General features: G+C 64.3%; 16 protein-coding genes. 6 read left to right on the forward strand and 10 right to left on the reverse strand.

The window, feature by feature from the left end; genetic code table 11:
* The first annotated feature begins 26 nt into the window (after window positions 1-26).
* A complete protein-coding gene (locus tag ML401_RS02730) occupies window positions 27-635 on the forward strand; it encodes a cysteine hydrolase family protein (protein ID WP_285809631.1) in 609 nt (202 codons plus the stop codon).
* Between the two features lie 6 nt (window positions 636-641).
* The gene (locus tag ML401_RS02735) at window positions 642-1,559 is read left to right on the forward strand and encodes a cytochrome c (protein ID WP_285809634.1); all 918 of its coding nucleotides are present in this window, start codon (window positions 642-644) and stop codon (window positions 1,557-1,559) included.
* A 7-nt stretch (window positions 1,560-1,566) separates the two neighbouring features.
* Here the strand turns inward: ML401_RS02735 and ML401_RS02740 are convergent, their stop codons facing one another.
* From ML401_RS02740 to ML401_RS02775, 8 genes are all read right to left on the reverse strand, one after another.
* On the reverse strand, window positions 1,567-1,977 hold the full coding sequence (locus tag ML401_RS02740; RefSeq protein WP_376717339.1) for a c-type cytochrome: 411 nt from the start codon (window positions 1,975-1,977) through the stop codon (window positions 1,567-1,569).
* Window positions 1,958-2,842, reverse strand: a complete 885-nt coding sequence (locus ML401_RS02745; protein ID WP_285809637.1) for a cytochrome c oxidase assembly protein — start codon at window positions 2,840-2,842, stop codon at window positions 1,958-1,960. Before ML401_RS02745 ends, ML401_RS02740 begins: the two co-directional genes overlap by 20 nt.
* Window positions 2,830-3,171, reverse strand: coding sequence for a hypothetical protein (locus tag ML401_RS02750; RefSeq protein WP_285809639.1), 342 nt, complete (start codon window positions 3,169-3,171; stop codon window positions 2,830-2,832). The genes ML401_RS02745 and ML401_RS02750 overlap by 13 nt, the downstream gene beginning before the upstream one ends.
* On the reverse strand, window positions 3,168-3,770 hold the full coding sequence (locus ML401_RS02755; RefSeq protein WP_285809640.1) for a cytochrome c oxidase subunit 3: 603 nt from the start codon (window positions 3,768-3,770) through the stop codon (window positions 3,168-3,170). Before ML401_RS02755 ends, ML401_RS02750 begins: the two co-directional genes overlap by 4 nt.
* A complete protein-coding gene (gene ctaD / locus ML401_RS02760; RefSeq protein WP_285809642.1) occupies window positions 3,767-5,680 on the reverse strand; it encodes a cytochrome c oxidase subunit I in 1,914 nt (637 codons plus the stop codon). The genes ML401_RS02755 and ctaD overlap by 4 nt, the downstream gene beginning before the upstream one ends.
* On the reverse strand, window positions 5,677-6,651 hold the full coding sequence (gene coxB / locus ML401_RS02765; protein ID WP_285809644.1) for a cytochrome c oxidase subunit II: 975 nt from the start codon (window positions 6,649-6,651) through the stop codon (window positions 5,677-5,679). Before coxB ends, ctaD begins: the two co-directional genes overlap by 4 nt.
* A gap of 32 nt (window positions 6,652-6,683) precedes the next feature.
* Window positions 6,684-7,241 carry a cytochrome c gene (locus tag ML401_RS02770; protein WP_285809645.1) on the reverse strand — a complete coding sequence of 186 codons (558 nt, stop codon included), beginning with the start codon at window positions 7,239-7,241 and terminating at the stop codon, window positions 6,684-6,686.
* A 73-nt stretch (window positions 7,242-7,314) separates the two neighbouring features.
* Window positions 7,315-7,503 carry a hypothetical protein gene (locus tag ML401_RS02775; protein WP_285809647.1) on the reverse strand — a complete coding sequence of 63 codons (189 nt, stop codon included), beginning with the start codon at window positions 7,501-7,503 and terminating at the stop codon, window positions 7,315-7,317.
* 770 nt (window positions 7,504-8,273) lie between these two features.
* On the opposite strand from ML401_RS02775, the gene ML401_RS02780 reads away from it, so the two are divergent.
* Window positions 8,274-9,830: an amidase family protein gene (locus ML401_RS02780; protein WP_285809649.1), complete on the forward strand. Its 1,557-nt coding sequence runs from the start codon at window positions 8,274-8,276 to the stop codon at window positions 9,828-9,830.
* Window positions 9,831-10,012: 182 nt separating this feature from the next.
* Here ML401_RS02780 and ML401_RS02785 read toward each other — a convergent pair whose 3' ends face one another.
* Both ML401_RS02785 and ML401_RS02790 read right to left on the reverse strand, forming a co-directional pair.
* Window positions 10,013-10,813: an SDR family oxidoreductase gene (locus tag ML401_RS02785; protein WP_285809651.1), complete on the reverse strand. Its 801-nt coding sequence runs from the start codon at window positions 10,811-10,813 to the stop codon at window positions 10,013-10,015.
* 72 nt (window positions 10,814-10,885) lie between these two features.
* Complete coding sequence (locus ML401_RS02790) at window positions 10,886-11,464, reverse strand: TetR/AcrR family transcriptional regulator (RefSeq protein WP_259215206.1); 579 nt, start codon at window positions 11,462-11,464, stop codon at window positions 10,886-10,888.
* 207 nt (window positions 11,465-11,671) lie between these two features.
* On the opposite strand from ML401_RS02790, the gene ML401_RS02795 reads away from it, so the two are divergent.
* From ML401_RS02795 to ML401_RS02805, 3 genes are all read left to right on the forward strand, one after another.
* The gene (locus ML401_RS02795) at window positions 11,672-12,775 is read left to right on the forward strand and encodes an efflux RND transporter periplasmic adaptor subunit (RefSeq protein WP_259215207.1); all 1,104 of its coding nucleotides are present in this window, start codon (window positions 11,672-11,674) and stop codon (window positions 12,773-12,775) included.
* A complete protein-coding gene (locus ML401_RS02800; protein WP_285809655.1) occupies window positions 12,775-15,885 on the forward strand; it encodes an efflux RND transporter permease subunit in 3,111 nt (1,036 codons plus the stop codon). The genes ML401_RS02795 and ML401_RS02800 overlap by 1 nt, the downstream gene beginning before the upstream one ends.
* Before the next feature lie 231 nt (window positions 15,886-16,116).
* Window positions 16,117-17,418: an O-acetylhomoserine aminocarboxypropyltransferase/cysteine synthase family protein gene (locus ML401_RS02805; RefSeq protein ID WP_259215209.1), complete on the forward strand. Its 1,302-nt coding sequence runs from the start codon at window positions 16,117-16,119 to the stop codon at window positions 17,416-17,418.
* Window positions 17,419-17,427: the final 9 nt, after the last annotated feature.

Raw genomic sequence — 17,427 nt, forward strand, 5'->3', positions numbered from 1 at the left:
GACTACGTGGTCAGGGTTGGAGGACGATGAGAGACAGCGCCTCGGGAATTGCGCAAATCAGGGACGCCGTTCACTTGTGCATCGACATGCAGAACATTTTCGCTCCCGGGGGGCTGTGGGCGACGCCTTGGATGGAGCTTGTCCTGCCGACAATCATCTCGATTGTCGAGCGATGCCAGGCGAGAACCATCTTCACGCGTTTCGTCACGCCGGAGAAGCCTGAGGATCGGCCCGGACAATGGCAGAGCTACTTCCGGCGTTGGCATCAGGCGACCCGCAGGCATCTTACGCCATCCGCTCTCGAACTCGTGCCGGTCCTGAGCCGGTTCGTGCCGCCGGCTGCCGTCATCGACAAGCCGGCCTATTCCGCATTCAGCAATCCCGGCCTTGCGCGCCTGCTGGTCGAGAAGAACGTCGGCACCATCGTGGTTTCGGGCGCCGAGACGGACGTCTGCGTTCTGTCGACGGTCATGAGCGCGGTCGATCTCGGATTCCGTATCGTGATCGTGGAAGACGCATTGTGCAGTTCTTCCGATGTCGGTCACGACGCGCTCATGACGATGTATCGCACTCGCTTTCATGGCCAGGTGGATCTGGTGACCGCGGAAGAGCTGACGGAGTTTTGGCGGGAGTAGGATGGGATGCGCGGGCGCCACTGGCTGATATTGGCAATCCTCGCCGGCTGCGCCGCAATGGCTGCCGCGTGGTTGGTGAGCGCCCCGCAGCGCGTGACCGCGGCGGAAGCGCAGATCGTATCCGAGACGGAAGGCGATCCCGAGCGCGGCAAGCTCGTGTTTGCGGCCGGAGATTGCGCCTCCTGCCACGCCTCGCCGGGCCAGTCCGATCGCTTGCGTCTCGGGGGCGGAATAGCTCTGGCATCGCCCTACGGAACGTTTCGCGCGCCGAATATCTCGCCCGACCGGATTGACGGCATCGGAAACTGGACCGCCGAGGATCTCGCCAACGCCCTGCTGCGCGGCGTGTCTCCCGACGGGAGGCACTATTACCCTGTCTTTCCCTACGTCAGCTTCACGCATATGCGCCCTGAGGAGGTGCGGGATCTCTTGGCCTATCTGCGCACGCTGCCGGCGGTGAAGGGGCGTCCGCCAGACCATGAGATCAATCCGATATTCCGCATTCGGCGCTTCGTGGGGTTCTGGAAGATGCTGTACTTCAAGCCGGGCCCCATCGTGCCAGACCCGGCGGGGGATGAGAAATGGAATCGCGGCCGCTATCTGGTCGAGGCGTTAGCCCATTGCGCGGAATGCCATTCCTCGCGCGACATGCTGGGCGGGATCAGGCCGAGCACGCGGTATGCCGGTGGCCAGGATCCTGTTGGCACCGGTTTCTATCCCAACATTACGGCTGCGCGCCTCGGCAACTGGTCGGAGGCGCAATTGGCGGCGATGCTGAAAACGGGAATCACGCCAAATCACGGCCGCGTCGGCTCGTCCATGGCCGACGTCGTCACCAATCTGGCCATGCTGCCGGACAGCGACCGAGAAGCGATTGCCGCCTTCGTCAAATCATTGCCGTCGCGACCGACGCCGAGTCCTTAAGCAGGCTTCATTGCGCGTAAAGATAGGCCGCGACGTCGCGCGCCTCGGCTTCCGTGATGCCGGTTGCCGGCATCGCGGAGCGGGGCGAGAATGCCTGTGGCTTCACTATCCATTGAACCAGATTGTCCGGCGTGTTGCTCGCAACGCCGGCAACGTAGACCCGGCCGCGGAGGCCGTCGAGCGAGCCACCGACCTTTCCGTCGCCTCCGGGAATGCCTGAGATGGTGTGGCAGCCCGCACAGCCATAGCGGCGGATCAAGTCCGGGGCGCGGGCCGGATCGCCCCCGGACATGGCGCGGGCGATCGCTTCATTTTGCTGGCGTTCGCTGCGCGCGAAGCCTGTCACGACGGCCGCGGCGACCAGGAGGCTCGCGGTCGCCACGGCGAGGGACGCCCACCTAGAGTGCGTGAAGCGCATCCGCTCGCTCCCTGGATTGACCCGCCCTCCGGATCCACAGCGCGATCAGCGCGAGCGCGGCGCCCGCATAGATCGTTCCGGCCGGGACCCACATGATGATGCCGGCCAATTGCTGGTCCTCGAGTGGAGTCAAACCCCAGGCCGCCGCAGCGTCGGCGTGTTGCTGATAGAGGAGGCGAGGGGCCAGTGCCATCAACGCCCCGAGGATACTGGTGTGGAGCATGGTGACGAACACATGCCAGGCGGCGCTGCCAGTGTCGCTGCGGCGGAAAACCGCCCACCAGAACAGGATGGCGGTCAGGAAGAAGCTCAGATGCTGCAGCCGGTGCAGGAGGATGTTATCGACAGCCGCATCGAACAGCGACGGCGCGTGCCAGGCCCAGATCGCGATCCCATGCAGCAGAGTCGCGGTGCGGCCCGCGCTCAGCAGGGACCACAGCCGCGTCGAGAGCGGATGCCGCATCGCGCTGCCAACCGCCAGCCTCAGCCGTCGCGGCAGGCTCCAAAGCAGAGCTCCCACCGGACGTGCAATCACCAGCAGGGGCGCTGCCACGGCCATCAGAATCTCGTGCTCGATCATGTGGAAGGAGAGGAGGCGCTCCCCCAGCCAGTGCAGCGGCGACACCAGCGCGCCAGCCAACGTCAGCCAGCCTGCAGCGCAAACGACATAATGCCATAGGCGTTTGCGGCCCTTCGCCGCCAGCACCAGCCCGCCGATGCCGTACATGAGGGCAAACGCCGCCAGCGGCACGACGATCCACGGATCGAACGTCCAGCTCGGTGCCGCAGCCTCGGGCGCTACCCCATGCGCATGGATCGCAGGCGGCACCGACCAGGCAATGATGGCGAGGGCTATTTTTCGCATCCGGTCAACACCAATGCCGCGACGCCCTGCATCAGCATGGCGAAGGTGAAGATGCCGGCGGAGAGCGCACTGACAATCCCGCCGAAATGGGCATTGCTCTGCTCGGCGGCTCCGCCACCGACGCGGCGTGGAGACCACCAGGAATTGAGGCCCGACGCCGACGTGAACACCGCACCGACGAACGAGATGATGGCGGAGGAGTGCAGCTGCGAGCGGCAGTCAGCATAGGGCAGGATCTGCCCGAGCTGCATGTTCACGGCCCAGATCAACGGGGCGAACCACAGACCCGCCCAGACCGAGAGATGGGTGAAGCGGTTTGACGTGTTCATAGCCGTGCCAGCCAATAGATGCAGCCATAGATCGGAAGCCAGGTCGCGACGACAAAGTTCCAATACATGGCGTTGTCCTGGACGTCGCCAAATCTCCGCCGGTTCGGGCCGTGACGCGTGAACATCAGCACTGCCAGCACCAGCGTGTCGACGAGATCGGTGATGATGTGGGTGGTATGGAGGCCGAGCAGTATCCACACCACGGAGCCGTAGGCATTGCTGTCCCAGCTGACCTTGAGAGCCGGGAATTCGAAGATGCGAATGATCAGGGGGACGATGCCAAAAATTGACATGACCACCATCCCGATCTGCACTTTGCGCAAATCCTGCTGCTCGGCCCAGCGCGAGATCAGGAGGTTCGGCACGAGGCTGATCCCGAGGATCAATGTCACCAGCGTGCCGGGAAGCAGGTCTGGAGGCGGCGCGTTGATCGGCCAGACCGTGGCCAGGCTCATGAGATAGAGATAGACGGCGATGGTGAGGGCGAAGCCGGTGCCTTCGATCAGCATGAAGGCCGCCGTCCCCCACCAGGTGACGCTCGCGGTGCCCATGCCGTGCAGCGGCAATCGGCCGAGGTCGAGCACGATCTTCTCTCTCATGACTCGTCCTCCGGGGTGCCCTTGGGCCAGAACCAGCCGATCAGCGCGACAGCGATCGGAATGGAGCCCCAGACGACGGCCCAGGGCGAGAAGATCGACCAAATCAGCATGACCGTGGTCGCGACCGCCGCCAGCAGCGGCCAGATCGAGTTCCGCGGCGAGGCCTCGCGCGCCTGCGGCGAGGCGGCCGCGAGACTGGTCACGATCAGCTCGCGACGATCGGTGCGCAATCCGTCGGCGACGGGCAGGGTGTCGCGGTCGACCCACAATGGATGCAGACTCCCGACGACCGGGATCATCGGGAAATTGTAGCTGGGGGGCGGGGACGTCGTTGCCCATTCCAGCGTCGGCGCATCCCAGGGATTGTCCGGCGCAACCTCGCCAAAGCGTGCGCTCCGGAGGACATTGATGAAGAACAGCAGGAAGCCGATCGTGAGGACGACAGAGCTCAGGCTGACGAACACGTTGAGGCCGTGCCAGGGCACGTCGGGCTGGTAGGTGTAAACCCGGCGCGGCATGCCTTCGAGCCCGAGGATGTGCATTGGAAAGAAGGTGGCATTGAAGCCGACAATGATGAGCCAGAACGACCAGTGCCCAAGAGTTTCGCTCATCATGCGTCCGGTCAGCTTTGGAAACCAGTAGTGGATGGCGCCGAGCAAGGGAAACACCGCGCCACCGATCAGCACGTAATGGAAATGGGCGACGACGAAATAGGTATCGTGCACCTGAGTATCGAATGGGACCGACGCGACCATCACTCCAGTCAACCCGCCGATGACGAAGGTCACGATGAAGCCGATGATGAACAGCAGGGGCGTCTTGAACACCGGCCTGCCGTCCCACAGCGTGGCCAGCCAGCAGAACATCTGGATGCCGGCAGGGATCGCGATTGCCATGCTGGATGCCGTGAAGAAGCTGTCGCCGAGCCGCGGCAGCCCCGCCACGAACATGTGGTGCACCCACAGCCCAAAGGCGAGGATGCCGGTCGCGATCAGCGCCATCACCAGCCCAAGATAGCCGAAGGCGGGCCGTCGCGCGAATGGCTCGATCATGGTCGAGACCATGCCGGCAGCGGGCAGGAAGATGATGTAGACCTCGGGATGGCCGAAGAACCAGAACAGATGCTGCCAGAGCAACACGTCGCCGCCTTCGGCCGGATTGTAGAAATGCGTGCCGACGAGACGGTCGAGAATAAGCCCGGTGCTAGCGATCATGATGGCCGGCATGGCCATGATCACCAGGAACGACGTCACCAGCATAGCCCAGACGAACAGCGGGATGCGGTCAAGCGTCATGCCGGGTGCCCGCTGCTTGAAGATGGTGACCACCAGCTCCACCGCGATGGCGAGGGCCGAGAGCTCGGTGAAGGTGATCATCTGCGCCCAGATGTCGGCGCGCTTGCCGGCGCCGTATTGTGGGCCTGACAGCGGCACATAGGCAAACCAGCCGACGTCGGGCCCCATGTCGAGCGCGAACGCGGTCCACAGCAGCGCGCCGCCGGCGAGATAGATCCAGAAGGAGAAGGCGTTCAGGCGCGGGAACGCGATGTTGCGGGTGCCGACCATCAGCGGCACTAGATAGATCGCCACGGCCTCCATCACGGGCACGGCGAACAGGAACATCATGTTCGCGCCGTGCATCGTGAAGATCTGGTTGTAGCGGTCGGGACCGATCAGCCGTGCCTCCGGCTGGGCGAGCTGGAGGCGCATCAGAGCTGCCAGCACACCGCCGAGCGCCAGAAACACGAAGGCCGTGAAGATGTAGCGGCGGCCGATGATCTTGTGGTCGACGGTCGTGAGCGCGCCCCAGAATCCGGAGGGGGTCTTCCAGGTTTCCGCCAACGCGCTGGTCAGCCGCGTGGCCTTGATGTCGGTGTCGCGCGTATCGGGCGCCGTCGCGGGGCGGTTCATTTCAGGCTCGCCAGATAGGCGGACACCGCGCGCAGCTCGTCGGGCGTCAGCGGCACCAAAGGCATGTTGTTGCCCGGCTTGATGGTCTGCGGGTCGGCGATCCAGGCCGCGAGCGAGCCGCGTGTGGTCTCGAACAGGCCCGATGCGATGGTGTGGCGGCTGCCGACATGGGTGAGATCGGGTCCCGTGGTGCCGGCCGCCGCAGTGCCTCGAACGGTATGGCAGGCTGCGCACGGCTTGGTCAGGAACGTCTGCAATCCGGCCGCGGCTTCCTCGTCAGCGGGTGTCGTCGCCGCCTGCCGCTGGGCTGCTGCCCATCGATCGAAATCCTCTTGCGGTTCGGCGATCACCAGCAGCGCCATATGAGCATGCTGCATGCCGCAGAACTCGGCGCATTGGCCGCGATAGACGCCGGCGCGTTCGGCGCGGATGGTGAGCTCGTTCGGTCGGCCAGGAACGAGATCCTGCTTTCCGGCGAGACTCGGGACCCAGAACGAGTGGATCACGTCGAGACCTTCGAGCTGGAGGCGTACGTTGCGGCCGACAGGAACGTGAATCTCATTGGCGGTCTCGAACCGCCGGGACGGATCGGGGCCGACATATTCGAGGCCCCACCACCACTGCAGGCCCCGCACCCGGATCGTGAGGTCGTCCTGACCGGCCACATTGAGCGCGCGGGTCGCAATGAAGCTCAACACGGTGAAGGTGCTGATGATCAGAATGGTGGCGACAACGGCGCCAGTGACCGCCATGGTCATGCGTCGCTCGCGCGCCGGTTCGGGAGAGGTCGAGTGCCCTTCGCGATTGCGCCACAACGCCGCGATCAGCGCGACCATCACCAACATCCAGACCACTGAGCAGACCGTGACGATCAGGATGATCAGATGTTTCAGGCTGATCGCCGCGCTGCCATGGACATCGAGCGCGGATTGCCAATTGCCGCCGCAGCCGGCCAGGGGGACGGCGAGCATGGCGCTCAAACCGGCTTTGCTGGCGGCGCGGATCACGGTGTCGGTCCCTGGTCCGGATGCACGGGCGAGGGGCCCTCGTCGAACCGCAGCTTGGCCGGCGCGCGATTTTCGGCAGGCCGCGTCTGCTTCTCGTCGTTGCGGCTCGGTGCGGCGGTCTTGCCTTCGTAGGAGCCGATGGTCTGGACATAGCCGGCGAGCTGCCAGATCTGATCCGTCGTCATCTTGTCGGCGAACGCGGGCATGCCATGCGGCCGCCCGTCCCGGATCGAGGCGAAGATGGAGACCAACTCGGGGCCGTAATACCACCAGCCGTCGAGAAAGGCGGGGCCGCTGCCTCCTTGGCCGTCGCCGTGGCAGCTCTTGCAGCCGAACCAGCTATAGAGCCGCTTGCCCTGGCTCAGATTGTACGCATTGGTCTCGTAGGGTTTGCCGAGCTTGAGATAGACCTCCGGCGGCGCGCCGCCGATGCGGTTCGGCATCAGAGCGATCTTGTCGAGCGCATCGGCAACGGGCGGGTCGAGCCGCAACTGCCGCTCTTCCCGCTGGCATCCCGCCAAAGCGGCTGCAAGACCAAGGAGAACGCCGGCCATCCGTTGCATCTGTTCGCGTGAATTGAGGGACTGGAAGCGTAAATCGACTCGCCGAACCATGGTTCCTAGTTCGCTAATTGGCGTTGTCGCCGAGCACGTTGCGGACGGGGATGACGACCGCCGAAAACGCCGCTCGCGTCGTGCATCTCGCCTGCTGGGCATGGCGAATGGCAGGCGCCATGAAGGGCAGGCGCGCGTCTCCGTGACTACGCCCCATCTGGTCGACCATGCTGACCGCACCGGCATGGTGGTGCTTACCCATCGCCTCGACGGACGCCGCGTCGCCGCTAACCCCGGCGCCACAAGGGGCTGTGAGCGCCGGGATCGCGTCTTCATGCAGTCTGCCTCCGGCCGGGGATGGTTGCTGTCGTCACCGCGCCTCAAGCGCGATGATCACGCTTCGTTGCCGCGCAGCAGGATTGACGCGCCCGGCGAGGGCTTGGGCCCGCGGTCAAAATGCTGCGACATCAGCAGATCGGTGCGACGTCGCCAGTGCCGTTTGCGAGGATCGGCGGCGTCGTTTGTTCGACTGTCCTCCGGTATCAGCGGACCATTTAAAATGCGCGGACCGGCACGTGGTCACCGGAGCCCCCATGAGCCCCAACTCGGGCTCGGGGCCACTGTATGGGCCTCTCGCGCAGCTTTCGGGGAACCTCCACTCTGGTCCCGGTATCGGTAACGAGTTGGCCGTTGTAGGGATCAGCCCGTGCAGAGCGTCCGCGATGAACCCGTGGTCGGCTCTGGCCAATTCCCCTGGCGGAGAAGCTGCCGGTGCTGGTCTTCTTACCTCCCGAGAGAACCTAAGGGGTAGCGCTGGAGCAATTTTCTTTCAAGATTCTCTCCCTCCGCCATTGGCCCTCATCCCCCATCATCCGCGCCATGTCACGCTCCGTCAGCGCGGACTGCGCGTGCGCATCAGCACCAGTTCGATTTAACGTCGGCACAGATGCGAAAGACGGCGATGCAGAATCACGCCTGTACAGGGACGCGGGCCGTCCCTAACTTCTCGCGCGCAATTGTGGGAGATGGGGCGTGGCGAAGAAGGCGACCAAGAACAAGACTGCGAAGAAGGCGGCAACGCGAGCTGCAGCGAAGAGCGGCGCCCGCAAAGGGACTGTCGCGAAGCCGGTCCGAAAAACCGCCACCGGCAAATCAGTGAAGCCGCCCCGCCCACGCGGACCGGCCTGGCAATGGTCGGCGGTCGAGACCGCAGCCGCGATCCGCTCCGGCGCGATCTCCGCGGTCGAGACCGTCGAGGCGCATCTCGAACGGATGCGCGCGGTCAATCCGAAGCTCAACGCCGTCGTCGTCGATCTCTCGGAAGAGGCCCTGAGGGCTGCGCACACCGCGGACAAGCAGCGCGCCAAGGGTGGCGCGCTCGGCGCGCTGCATGGGGTGCCGATCACGATCAAGGAAAACGTCGATTACGAAGGCCGGCCGAATTTCAACGGCGTGCCCGCCAACAAGGACCTTATCGCGCCGTCGGACGCGCCGGTCGTGCGCAACCTGAAGAAGGCCGGCGCGATCGTCATCGGTCTCACCAACACGCCGGAATTCTCCTTTCGCGGCTTCACCGACAATCCCCTGCATGGGTTGACGCTCAATCCCTGGGATCCTGATATCACCTGCGGCGGCTCGTCGGGTGGCGCGGGTTCGGCGGTCGCTGCCGGCATCGGCACCATCGCCCACGGCAACGACATCGGCGGCTCGCTGCGCTGGCCGGCGCATTGCAACGGCGTTGCCACCATCAAGCCGACGCAGGGACGCATCCCCGCGTTCAACGCGAGCGCAACGGCCGAGCGGCCGATGCTGGCGCATCTGATGTCGGCGCAGGGGCCGCTCGCGCGCCACGTCGCCGACGTTCGCCTTGCGCTCGAGGTGATGAGCCAGCGCGATCCGCGCGATCCCTGGTGGGTGCCGGCGCCGCTGGTCGGCGAGAAGCCGAAGGGGCCGATCAAGGTGGCCCTGGCCAAGATCCCCGCCGACATGGATGTCGATCCGTCCGTCAGCGCGGCGTTGCGGCAGGCCGCCGACCATCTCGAACGGTCCGGCTACCGCGTCAGCGAGGTCGAGGTGCCCGACATCAGCGGCGTCTGGCAGACCTGGTGCGACATCATCACCAACGAGACCGTGGTGATGCAGGAAGCGTCCATGCTGAAGGTCACCTCCGAGGATTTCCACAAGGCCTGGGGCGGCATGAAGGCGAAGGCCAATGTGCTCGATCTCAAGGCCTGGATGCAGGCGACGGCCGCGCGCAACGGCCATATCCGCGCCTGGCAATTGTTCTTCGAGGACTATCCAATCGTGCTGGCGCCGACCACGGTGAAGCCGACGCCGGGCCCGCGCGAGGACACCGTCAGCGCCGAGCGCGTGCGCGAGATCTTCTGGGGCGAGATCCGCTTCATCTCCGCGATCAACGTGCTGGGCCTGCCCGGCGCGGTGGTGCCGGTGGCGCTCCACGACGGCAAGCCGATCGGCGTGCAGCTGATCGCCGGGCGCTATCGCGAGGATCTCGCGCTCGATGCGGCGGCCGCGATCGAGAAGCGGGCCGGCGTGCTCACGCGCCAACTGTGGGAGAGGATGGGGTAGGGCGATAATCTTACCCTATCTCCGTGCGGGAGAGGGCGGCTCGCGGGCGGCGTCTCGGCAAGCTGACGCTCTGCTGCGCTGAAGAGCAAGATCGAGACAGTCGCATATGTCGGTTTAGCCGCGTCCGAACCACGTGGGTAGAACGCGGGTCGATAAGCGCCCACATGCAGCCGCTCCAGGCGTTAGGCGTCCATTATCCTCTTCATCGTGGCCCTTTGCATTGATCGCGGCGTCAAACGATTTGAAAAGGCAGCCATCTTGTTCGACAGGCCTGCGATCACGGTGGGCTTTCCTTGCATGAGCGCCCGAATGCCGCTCGTGGCGACCGGACGCGGCTTCATGGTGAGGAGCCGCAGCAAGCTTGAAGCGGTTGCGCCGGCTGCCGCATCAAAGCCTGTCGCCGTGTGTCCCGGGCAAAGACTGGTCACGACCACACCATGTGGGCGGAGTTCATCATGCAGGGCCTCGCCAAAGGCCAGCACGTAAGCCTTGGTCGCTGCATAGGCCGCATAGCTGGGAACGGCCTGGAAGGCCAGGAGGCTGGCGATCAGAAGGATATGTCCGGATCGCCGCTGAGCCATGTCGCGGCCGAATAGATAGGTCAGCTCTGTGAGCGTGGTGATGTTGAGCTGGATCATGTTCGCGGTCTGCTCGATCGGCGTGTCCAAGAAATCGCCGTGCAAGCCGAAGCCGGCATTGTTCACCAAAATGTCGATCGTCACGGACCTCGCGTCGAGACTGCTTTTCAGGCGGCTGGCCGCGTCCGGCGCGGCAAGATTGATCGCTTCGACCAGCACATCCACCCCGTATTTGCTGCGGAGATCGGAGGCAAGCTTGTCCATCGGCTCCCGCCGTCGAGCCGCCAAGACGAGATTGACCTTCTGCGCTGCCAGGAGATCTGCGAATTCGAGGCCGAGGCCACTCGACGCCCCCGTGACCAGCGCCCATTTTCCGGCGAAGCTATCCGTTGCTTCTTTCGACATCGTTCTCTTCTCGTCTATCTGGAGTCAGCAAATGGGCTCGCACCCATTCAATCGGAACACCGGCCCATCCATTCAAGCGGCTGCGGTGTCGCGAACCTGCTCGGCCGCGGCATCCAACAGCGCCTGAGCCAGGTCGGGGTCGTTGACGACGCGCGACAGCGTCACCGCGCCGATCATCGTCGCGAGGATGGCCATGGCCTTGCCGCGCGAGGCCTCCTCGCCGGCTCCGGCTAGGAAGCCGCTGAGCACGTCGAGATGCGCCTTGATCCCCGCTTCGAATTCCGCCTTCACCTCGGGGCCTTGTCGGGCGGCATCTGCGCCGAGCGCCACGATCGGGCAGCCGTCCATCCTTTCTCCGCGATGGTCGCCACTGAGGTAGAACGAGATTACCGCGCCGAGCGGATCATCGGGATGTGCCGTGGCCGCGTCTGACCATCGGCCGGACGCGCTTTCCAATGCGCGCCTGGACGCCTCGACCGCCAGATCCTCTTTCGAAGCGAATTGCTTGTAGAAGGCGCCTTGGGTGAGCCCGGCCCCCTTCATCAGATCTTTGAGGCCGATGCCATCAAAGCCGCGCTCCCTAAAGAGGCGACTGGCCACATTGATCACGGTTTGGCGGTTCTCGGCCGCCTGGGTGCGACTCACTCGCATCGTGGACCTCCATTTGGATTTCGTTTGACCTCTATAACAAATATAGAGTTCAACTGCAATCTATCAGCTCCCAGGAATTTGGCCGCCGCCCGAGGAAAACCTCCGATCGAGGGATCACGCTCCCGTTATCCGTCGCAATTTAGATTGCGAGCGAAATCTAATTCTGTATAGAGTTCGTGCGTAATCTAACTCTCAATGGAGACGGCCATGAAAAGGGGTATTGCGGTGCTCGCCGGTATTTTGGTCCCGGCGGGGGTGGCGACTTTCGTTGCTCTTGCGATTCCCGCCCAAGAAGCTTCTGCAGTTAGCGACCCCAGGCAGGAGCCACCGATGGTCCGTCTGGTGACCCCCAACCGGGTCGGAGGATCTGAACGCGGTTTTACCGCGACCATCGGCGCCCGCGTGGAAAGCAATCTCGGCTTTCGCGTCGCCGGAAAGATCGTCGAACGACTCGTGAATGTCGGTGAGCAGGTCAAATCCGGCCAGCCGCTGATGCGGATCGACGAAACCGATCTCCGTCTCGCGCTCACCGCGAAGCGCAACGCCGTTGCCGCTGCGCGCGCAATTGTCGTGCAGACCGATGCCGACGAGCGGCGCTACGCCAATCTGATGAACGACGGATGGACGTCAAAGCAACGCTACGAGCAGGCGAAGGCCGCATCGGACACCGCCAAAGCGCAGCTTGCCGCTGCGGAAGCCGATGCCGGGGTTGCCGAGAACCAGGCGACCTACTCCGTCCTGGTTGCCGATGCCGACGGGACGGTCACGCAGACGCTTGGTGAGCCCGGACAAGTCGTCTCCGCCGGCCAAGCTGTCGTTCGGCTGGCACAGTCCGGTCCTCGCGAAGCCGTGGTGGCGCTTCCGGAGACGATCCGGCCGGCTATCGGCTCGCTCGCGGAGGCGAGTCTGTATGGAAGCGACGGACGCCGCCATACCGCACATCTTCGTCAGCTGTCGGATTCCGCCGATCCGCAGACCCGGACCTATGAGGCCCGCTACGTGCTCGATGGTGAGGCCGCGGCGGCGCCGCTTGGCGCGACGGTCACCATTCGGCTTGCAAGCCAGGACAGTCAACCGGAAGTCCAGGTGCCGCTGGGAGCCGTGCTCGACGACGGCAGAACGACCGGCATCTGGGTCTTCGACGGTGCGACCTCGACCGTACGCCTGCAGCCCGTCAAGCTTCTGCGTGTGACCAGCGAGACGGCCGTTATCTCCGGATCGAGGTCCGGTGACCAGATCGTTTCACTCGGCGCTCATCTCCTGCACGAAGGTGCCCACGTCAGGACTGCCGCGGACAGCAGGAGCAACTGATGAGCTTCAATCTTTCCGCGCTCGCCGTTCGCGAGCGGGCCGTCACCCTGTTCTTCATCCTCCTGCTGGCGGCCGCGGGCGCCTACGCCTTCTTCAAGCTCGGACGGGCCGAGGACCCGTCCTTCACCATCAAGACCCTGACGGTCACCACCGTTTGGCCCGGCGCCACCGCACGCGAGATGCAGGACCAGGTCGCCGAACCCCTGGAGAAGCGGATTCAGGAGCTGACCTGGTACGATCGGGTGGAGACGACGACGCGGCCCGGCTATGCCTACATGACGGTGACGCTGAAGGACAGCACGCCGCCATCGAGCGTGCAGGAGGAGTTCTATCAGGCCCGCAAGAAGCTGGGCGATGAAGCGCGCAAGCTGCCCTCTGGCGTGCTCGGCCCCTTCGTCAACGACGAATATTCGGACGTCAGCTTCGCGCTTTATGCCCTCAAGGCCAAGGGCATGCCGATGCGCGAGCTCGCCAGGCAGGCCGAGACCATTCGCCAGGACCTGCTGCACGTGCCCGGCGTCAAGAAGATCAACATTCTCGGCGAGCGTCCCGAACAGATCTTCGTCGAGTTTTCCTTTGCCAAACTGGCAACTCTCGGTGTGTCGGCAACGGATATCGTTGCTGCCTTGCAGCGGCAGAACACGGTGACACCGGCAGGCTCGATCGACACCAAGGGCCCGCAGGTCTTCATCCGGGTCGACGGCGCTTATGACAGCGTCCAGGGGATCGCAGACACGCCGATCGTCGCTGCCGGGCGGACGCTGAAGCTGTCCGACATCGCCGAGGTCCGCCGCGGCTACGAGGATCCTCCCACCTACATCATCAGGCACCAGGGTGAGCCCACGATCATGCTCGCGGCGGTGATGCAGGAGGGCTGGAACGGCCTGGCGCTCGGCAAGGCGCTGGAGGAGAGGTCCGCGGCGATCGCCCGGACGCTGCCGCTCGGGATGACCCTGGCCAAGGTCAGCGACCAAGCCGTCAACATCACCTCGGCGGTCGACGAATTCATGATGAAGTTCGCGATGGCGCTCGGCGTGGTGCTGCTGGTGAGCCTGCTCAGCCTTGGCTGGCGCGTCGGCATCGTCGTGGCAGCTGCCGTGCCCCTAACGCTCGCCGTCGTGTTCCTGATCATGCTGGAGACAGGCCGGTTCTTCGACCGCATCACGCTCGGCGCCTTGATTCTGGCGCTCGGTCTCCTCGTCGACGACGCCATCATCGCGATTGAAGTGATGGTCGTGAAGATGGAAGAGGGCATGGACCGCATCTCGGCGGCCGCCTATGCGTGGAGCCACACCGCGGCGCCGATGCTGTCCGGAACGCTGGTGACGATCGCGGGCTTCCTGCCGGTGGGTTTTGCCCGCTCGACCGCCGGCGAATACGCCGGCAACATCTTCTGGGTCGTGGGGTTCGCCCTCATCGTCTCCTGGATCGTCGCCGTGATCTTCACGCCGTATCTTGGCGTCAAGATGCTGCCCGCGATCAAGCCGGTCGAAGGCGGTCACCACGCGATCTACGGCACGCCCAACTATCAGCGCCTGCGAGGCGTGATCACCCTAGCCGTCCGCCACAAATTCCTGACCTGCAGCATCGTCGCCGTCGCCTTCGCGCTCTCCGTCGTCGGCATGAGTGGTGTCAAGCAGCAGTTCTTTCCGACCTCTGACCGCCCGGAAGTGCTGGTGGAGGTTCGTCTGCCTGAGGGCACCAGCATCGAGACGACGACGGCCACTGTCGAGAAGCTCGAGGGTTGGCTGCACGATCAACCCGAGGCCAAGATTATCACCAGCTATGTCGGCCAGGGTGCGCCGCGCTTCTTCTTCGCGATGGCGCCCGAGCTGCCCGATCCGGCCTTCGCAAAGATCGTCGTCCTGACGCCTGACGCGGAAGCGCGCGAGGCTTTGAAGCACCGGCTCCGACAAACCGTGTCGCAGGGCCTTGCACCCGAGGCCAATGTGCGCGTCACCCAACTCGTGTTCGGACCTTATACGCCGTTCCCGGTCGAGTTTCGTGTGATGGGGCCGGATCCCGCGCAATTGTACGCCATCTCGCAAAAGGCTCTCGAAGTGATGCGCGGTGTTCATGACGCGCGGCAGGCAAATCGGGATTGGGGCGATCGCACGCCCGTGCTTCGCTTCGTGCCGGATCAGGATCGACTGAACCTGATCGGCCTTTCGCCGGCCGAGGTCGGTCGCCAACTCCAGTTCCTGCTCACCGGCATCGCCGTGACGCAGGTCCGCGAGGACATCCGCAATGTGCCCATCGTGGCACGCAGCGCGGGTGGCGAGCGGCTCGATCCGGCGCGCCTGGCGGATTTCTCATTGATGAGCCGCGACGGCCGCGCGATTCCGCTCGACCAGGTCGGTCATTCGGAAATCCGCCTCGAAGAGCCGATCATGAAGCGGCGCGATCGCACCCCCGTCGTCACCATACGCTCCGACATCAATGAGGCGTCCCAACCCCCGGAAGTCTCCAAGGAGATCAAGACAGCCCTGCAGCCCCTGATCGCATCCCTTCCGGCCGGCTATCGTATCGAGCTGGGCGGATCGATCGAGGAAGCGACCAAGGCCAACGACGCGCTGGCGACGATCTTCCCGGCCATGATCGCCGCGATGCTGATCGTTGTCATGCTGCAGGTGCGGTCCTTCTCGACGATGGCGATGGTCGTCCTGACAGGACCGCTCGGCCTGGTCGGTGTCGTGCCGGCACTGCTCATCTTCAACCAGCCGTTCGGATTCAACGCGATCCTGGGCCTGATCGGACTGGCGGGCATCCTGATGCGCAACACGTTGATTCTGACCGAACAGATCAAGGACAACCTTGCCGCCGGCCTTGACGACTATCACGCCGTCATCGAAGCCACGGTGCAACGCACGAGGCCCGTGATCCTGACCGCCTTGGCTGCCGTGCTGGCCTTCATCCCGCTCACTCATTCCGTGTTCTGGGGATCGATGGCCTACACGCTGATCGGCGGCACCGCGCTCGGAACGGTTCTGATCTTGCTGTTCCTTCCTGCGCTCTATGCCGCGTGGTTCCGCATCAAGCCGACCGCAGACGATATGCATGAGGCTTGGCCCGAGAAGCCGGACCTGCAAGCGGCATTGGCTGCCGAGTAAGGCTCGGTTGATCCCATGGAGGATCGGTGGCCGACATCGCCGCCGCTGATTGATTAATGCAATTTAACCCGAATTCCGGCCAATTCGCCAATAACGGTTAGGGTTACTTCCTCGATCTCTAAGCGAATTATTGTCCGCTTTACCACCCGCCTCTAACACGGACGTGGCGGAAAACGCACATGCCTCATTCCAGGCCAATGAGTGCGGCCCGCCCCACGCGGAGGTGGCACGATGCGCAACGAGACGATCGCTATTCACGCCGGCTACGAGCCCGAAGCCACCACGCACGCGGTTGCCGTGCCGATCTACCAGACCGCGGCCTATGCCTTCGACAGCGCCGATCACGGCGCAGCCCTCTTCAATCTCGAAGCCGAAGGTTTTCGCTACAGCCGCATTGCCAATCCGACCAGCGCGGTGCTGGAGAAGCGCATCGCGCAGCTCGAAGGCGGCGTCGGCGCGCTGGCGGTTGCGACCGGGCAAGCGGCGCTGCATTTCGCCTTCGTCAACGTCGCCGATCACGGCGGCAACATCGTTTCCGTGCCGCAGCTCTACGGCACAACGCACACGCTGCTCTCGCACATTCTGCCGCGGCAGGGCATCACCGGCCGCTTCGCCGAGAGCGACACGCCGGATGCGGTCGAGAGGCTGATCGACGAGAACACCCGCGCGGTGTTCGCCGAGACCATCGGCAATCCCGCCGGCAATGTCTGCGACATCGAGGCCCTGGCCAAGGTTGCGCATGCCCATGGCGTGCCGCTGATCGTCGACAACACGGTCGCAACCCCGATCCTGCTCAAGCCGTTCGACTACGGCGCCGACATCGCCGTGCATTCGCTGACCAAGTTCTTGGGCGGCCACGGCACAACGCTCGGCGGCGCCATCGTCGATTCCGGAAATTTTCCCTGGGCGAAGCACGCGGATCGTTTCCCCGCCTACAACAAGCCGGATGCCTCCTATCACGGCCTCGTCTATGCCGAACGGTTCGGCCGCACCGCCTATATCGAGCGTGCGCGCAGCGTCTATCAGCGCACCATGGGTTCGGTGCTGTCGCCGTTCAACGCCTTCCTGCTGCTCCAGGGCATCGAGACCGTCGCGCTGCGCATGGAGCGCCATGTCGAGAACGCCCGCAAGGTCGCCGAATTCCTGCGCAAGGATTCGCGCGTCGCCTGGGTCAATTACACCGGCTTTCCCGACAGCCCCTATTATCCGCTGGTGCAGAAATATCTCGACGGCAACGCTTCCTCGCTGTTCACCTTCGGCATCAAGGGCGGCATGGAGGCCGGCAAGACCTTTTATGACGCGCTGAAGCTGATCACGCGTCTCGTCAATATCGGCGATGCCAAGTCGCTGGCCTGCCATCCGGCCTCCACCACCCACCGCCAGATGTCGGCCGAGCAGCAGCGCGTTGCCGGCGTGCTGCCGGAAACCATCCGGCTCTCGATCGGCATCGAGCACGTCTCCGACATCATCGAGGACATCGACCAGGCGCTGGACAAGGCCTGCCGGTCGGCGCGCCTCGAGGCCGCGGAGTAGGCGGCACCG

Origin of the sequence: Bradyrhizobium sp. 62B (genome assembly GCF_030272265.2) — a bacterium.
Classification (GTDB): Bacteria; Pseudomonadota; Alphaproteobacteria; order Rhizobiales; family Xanthobacteraceae; genus Bradyrhizobium.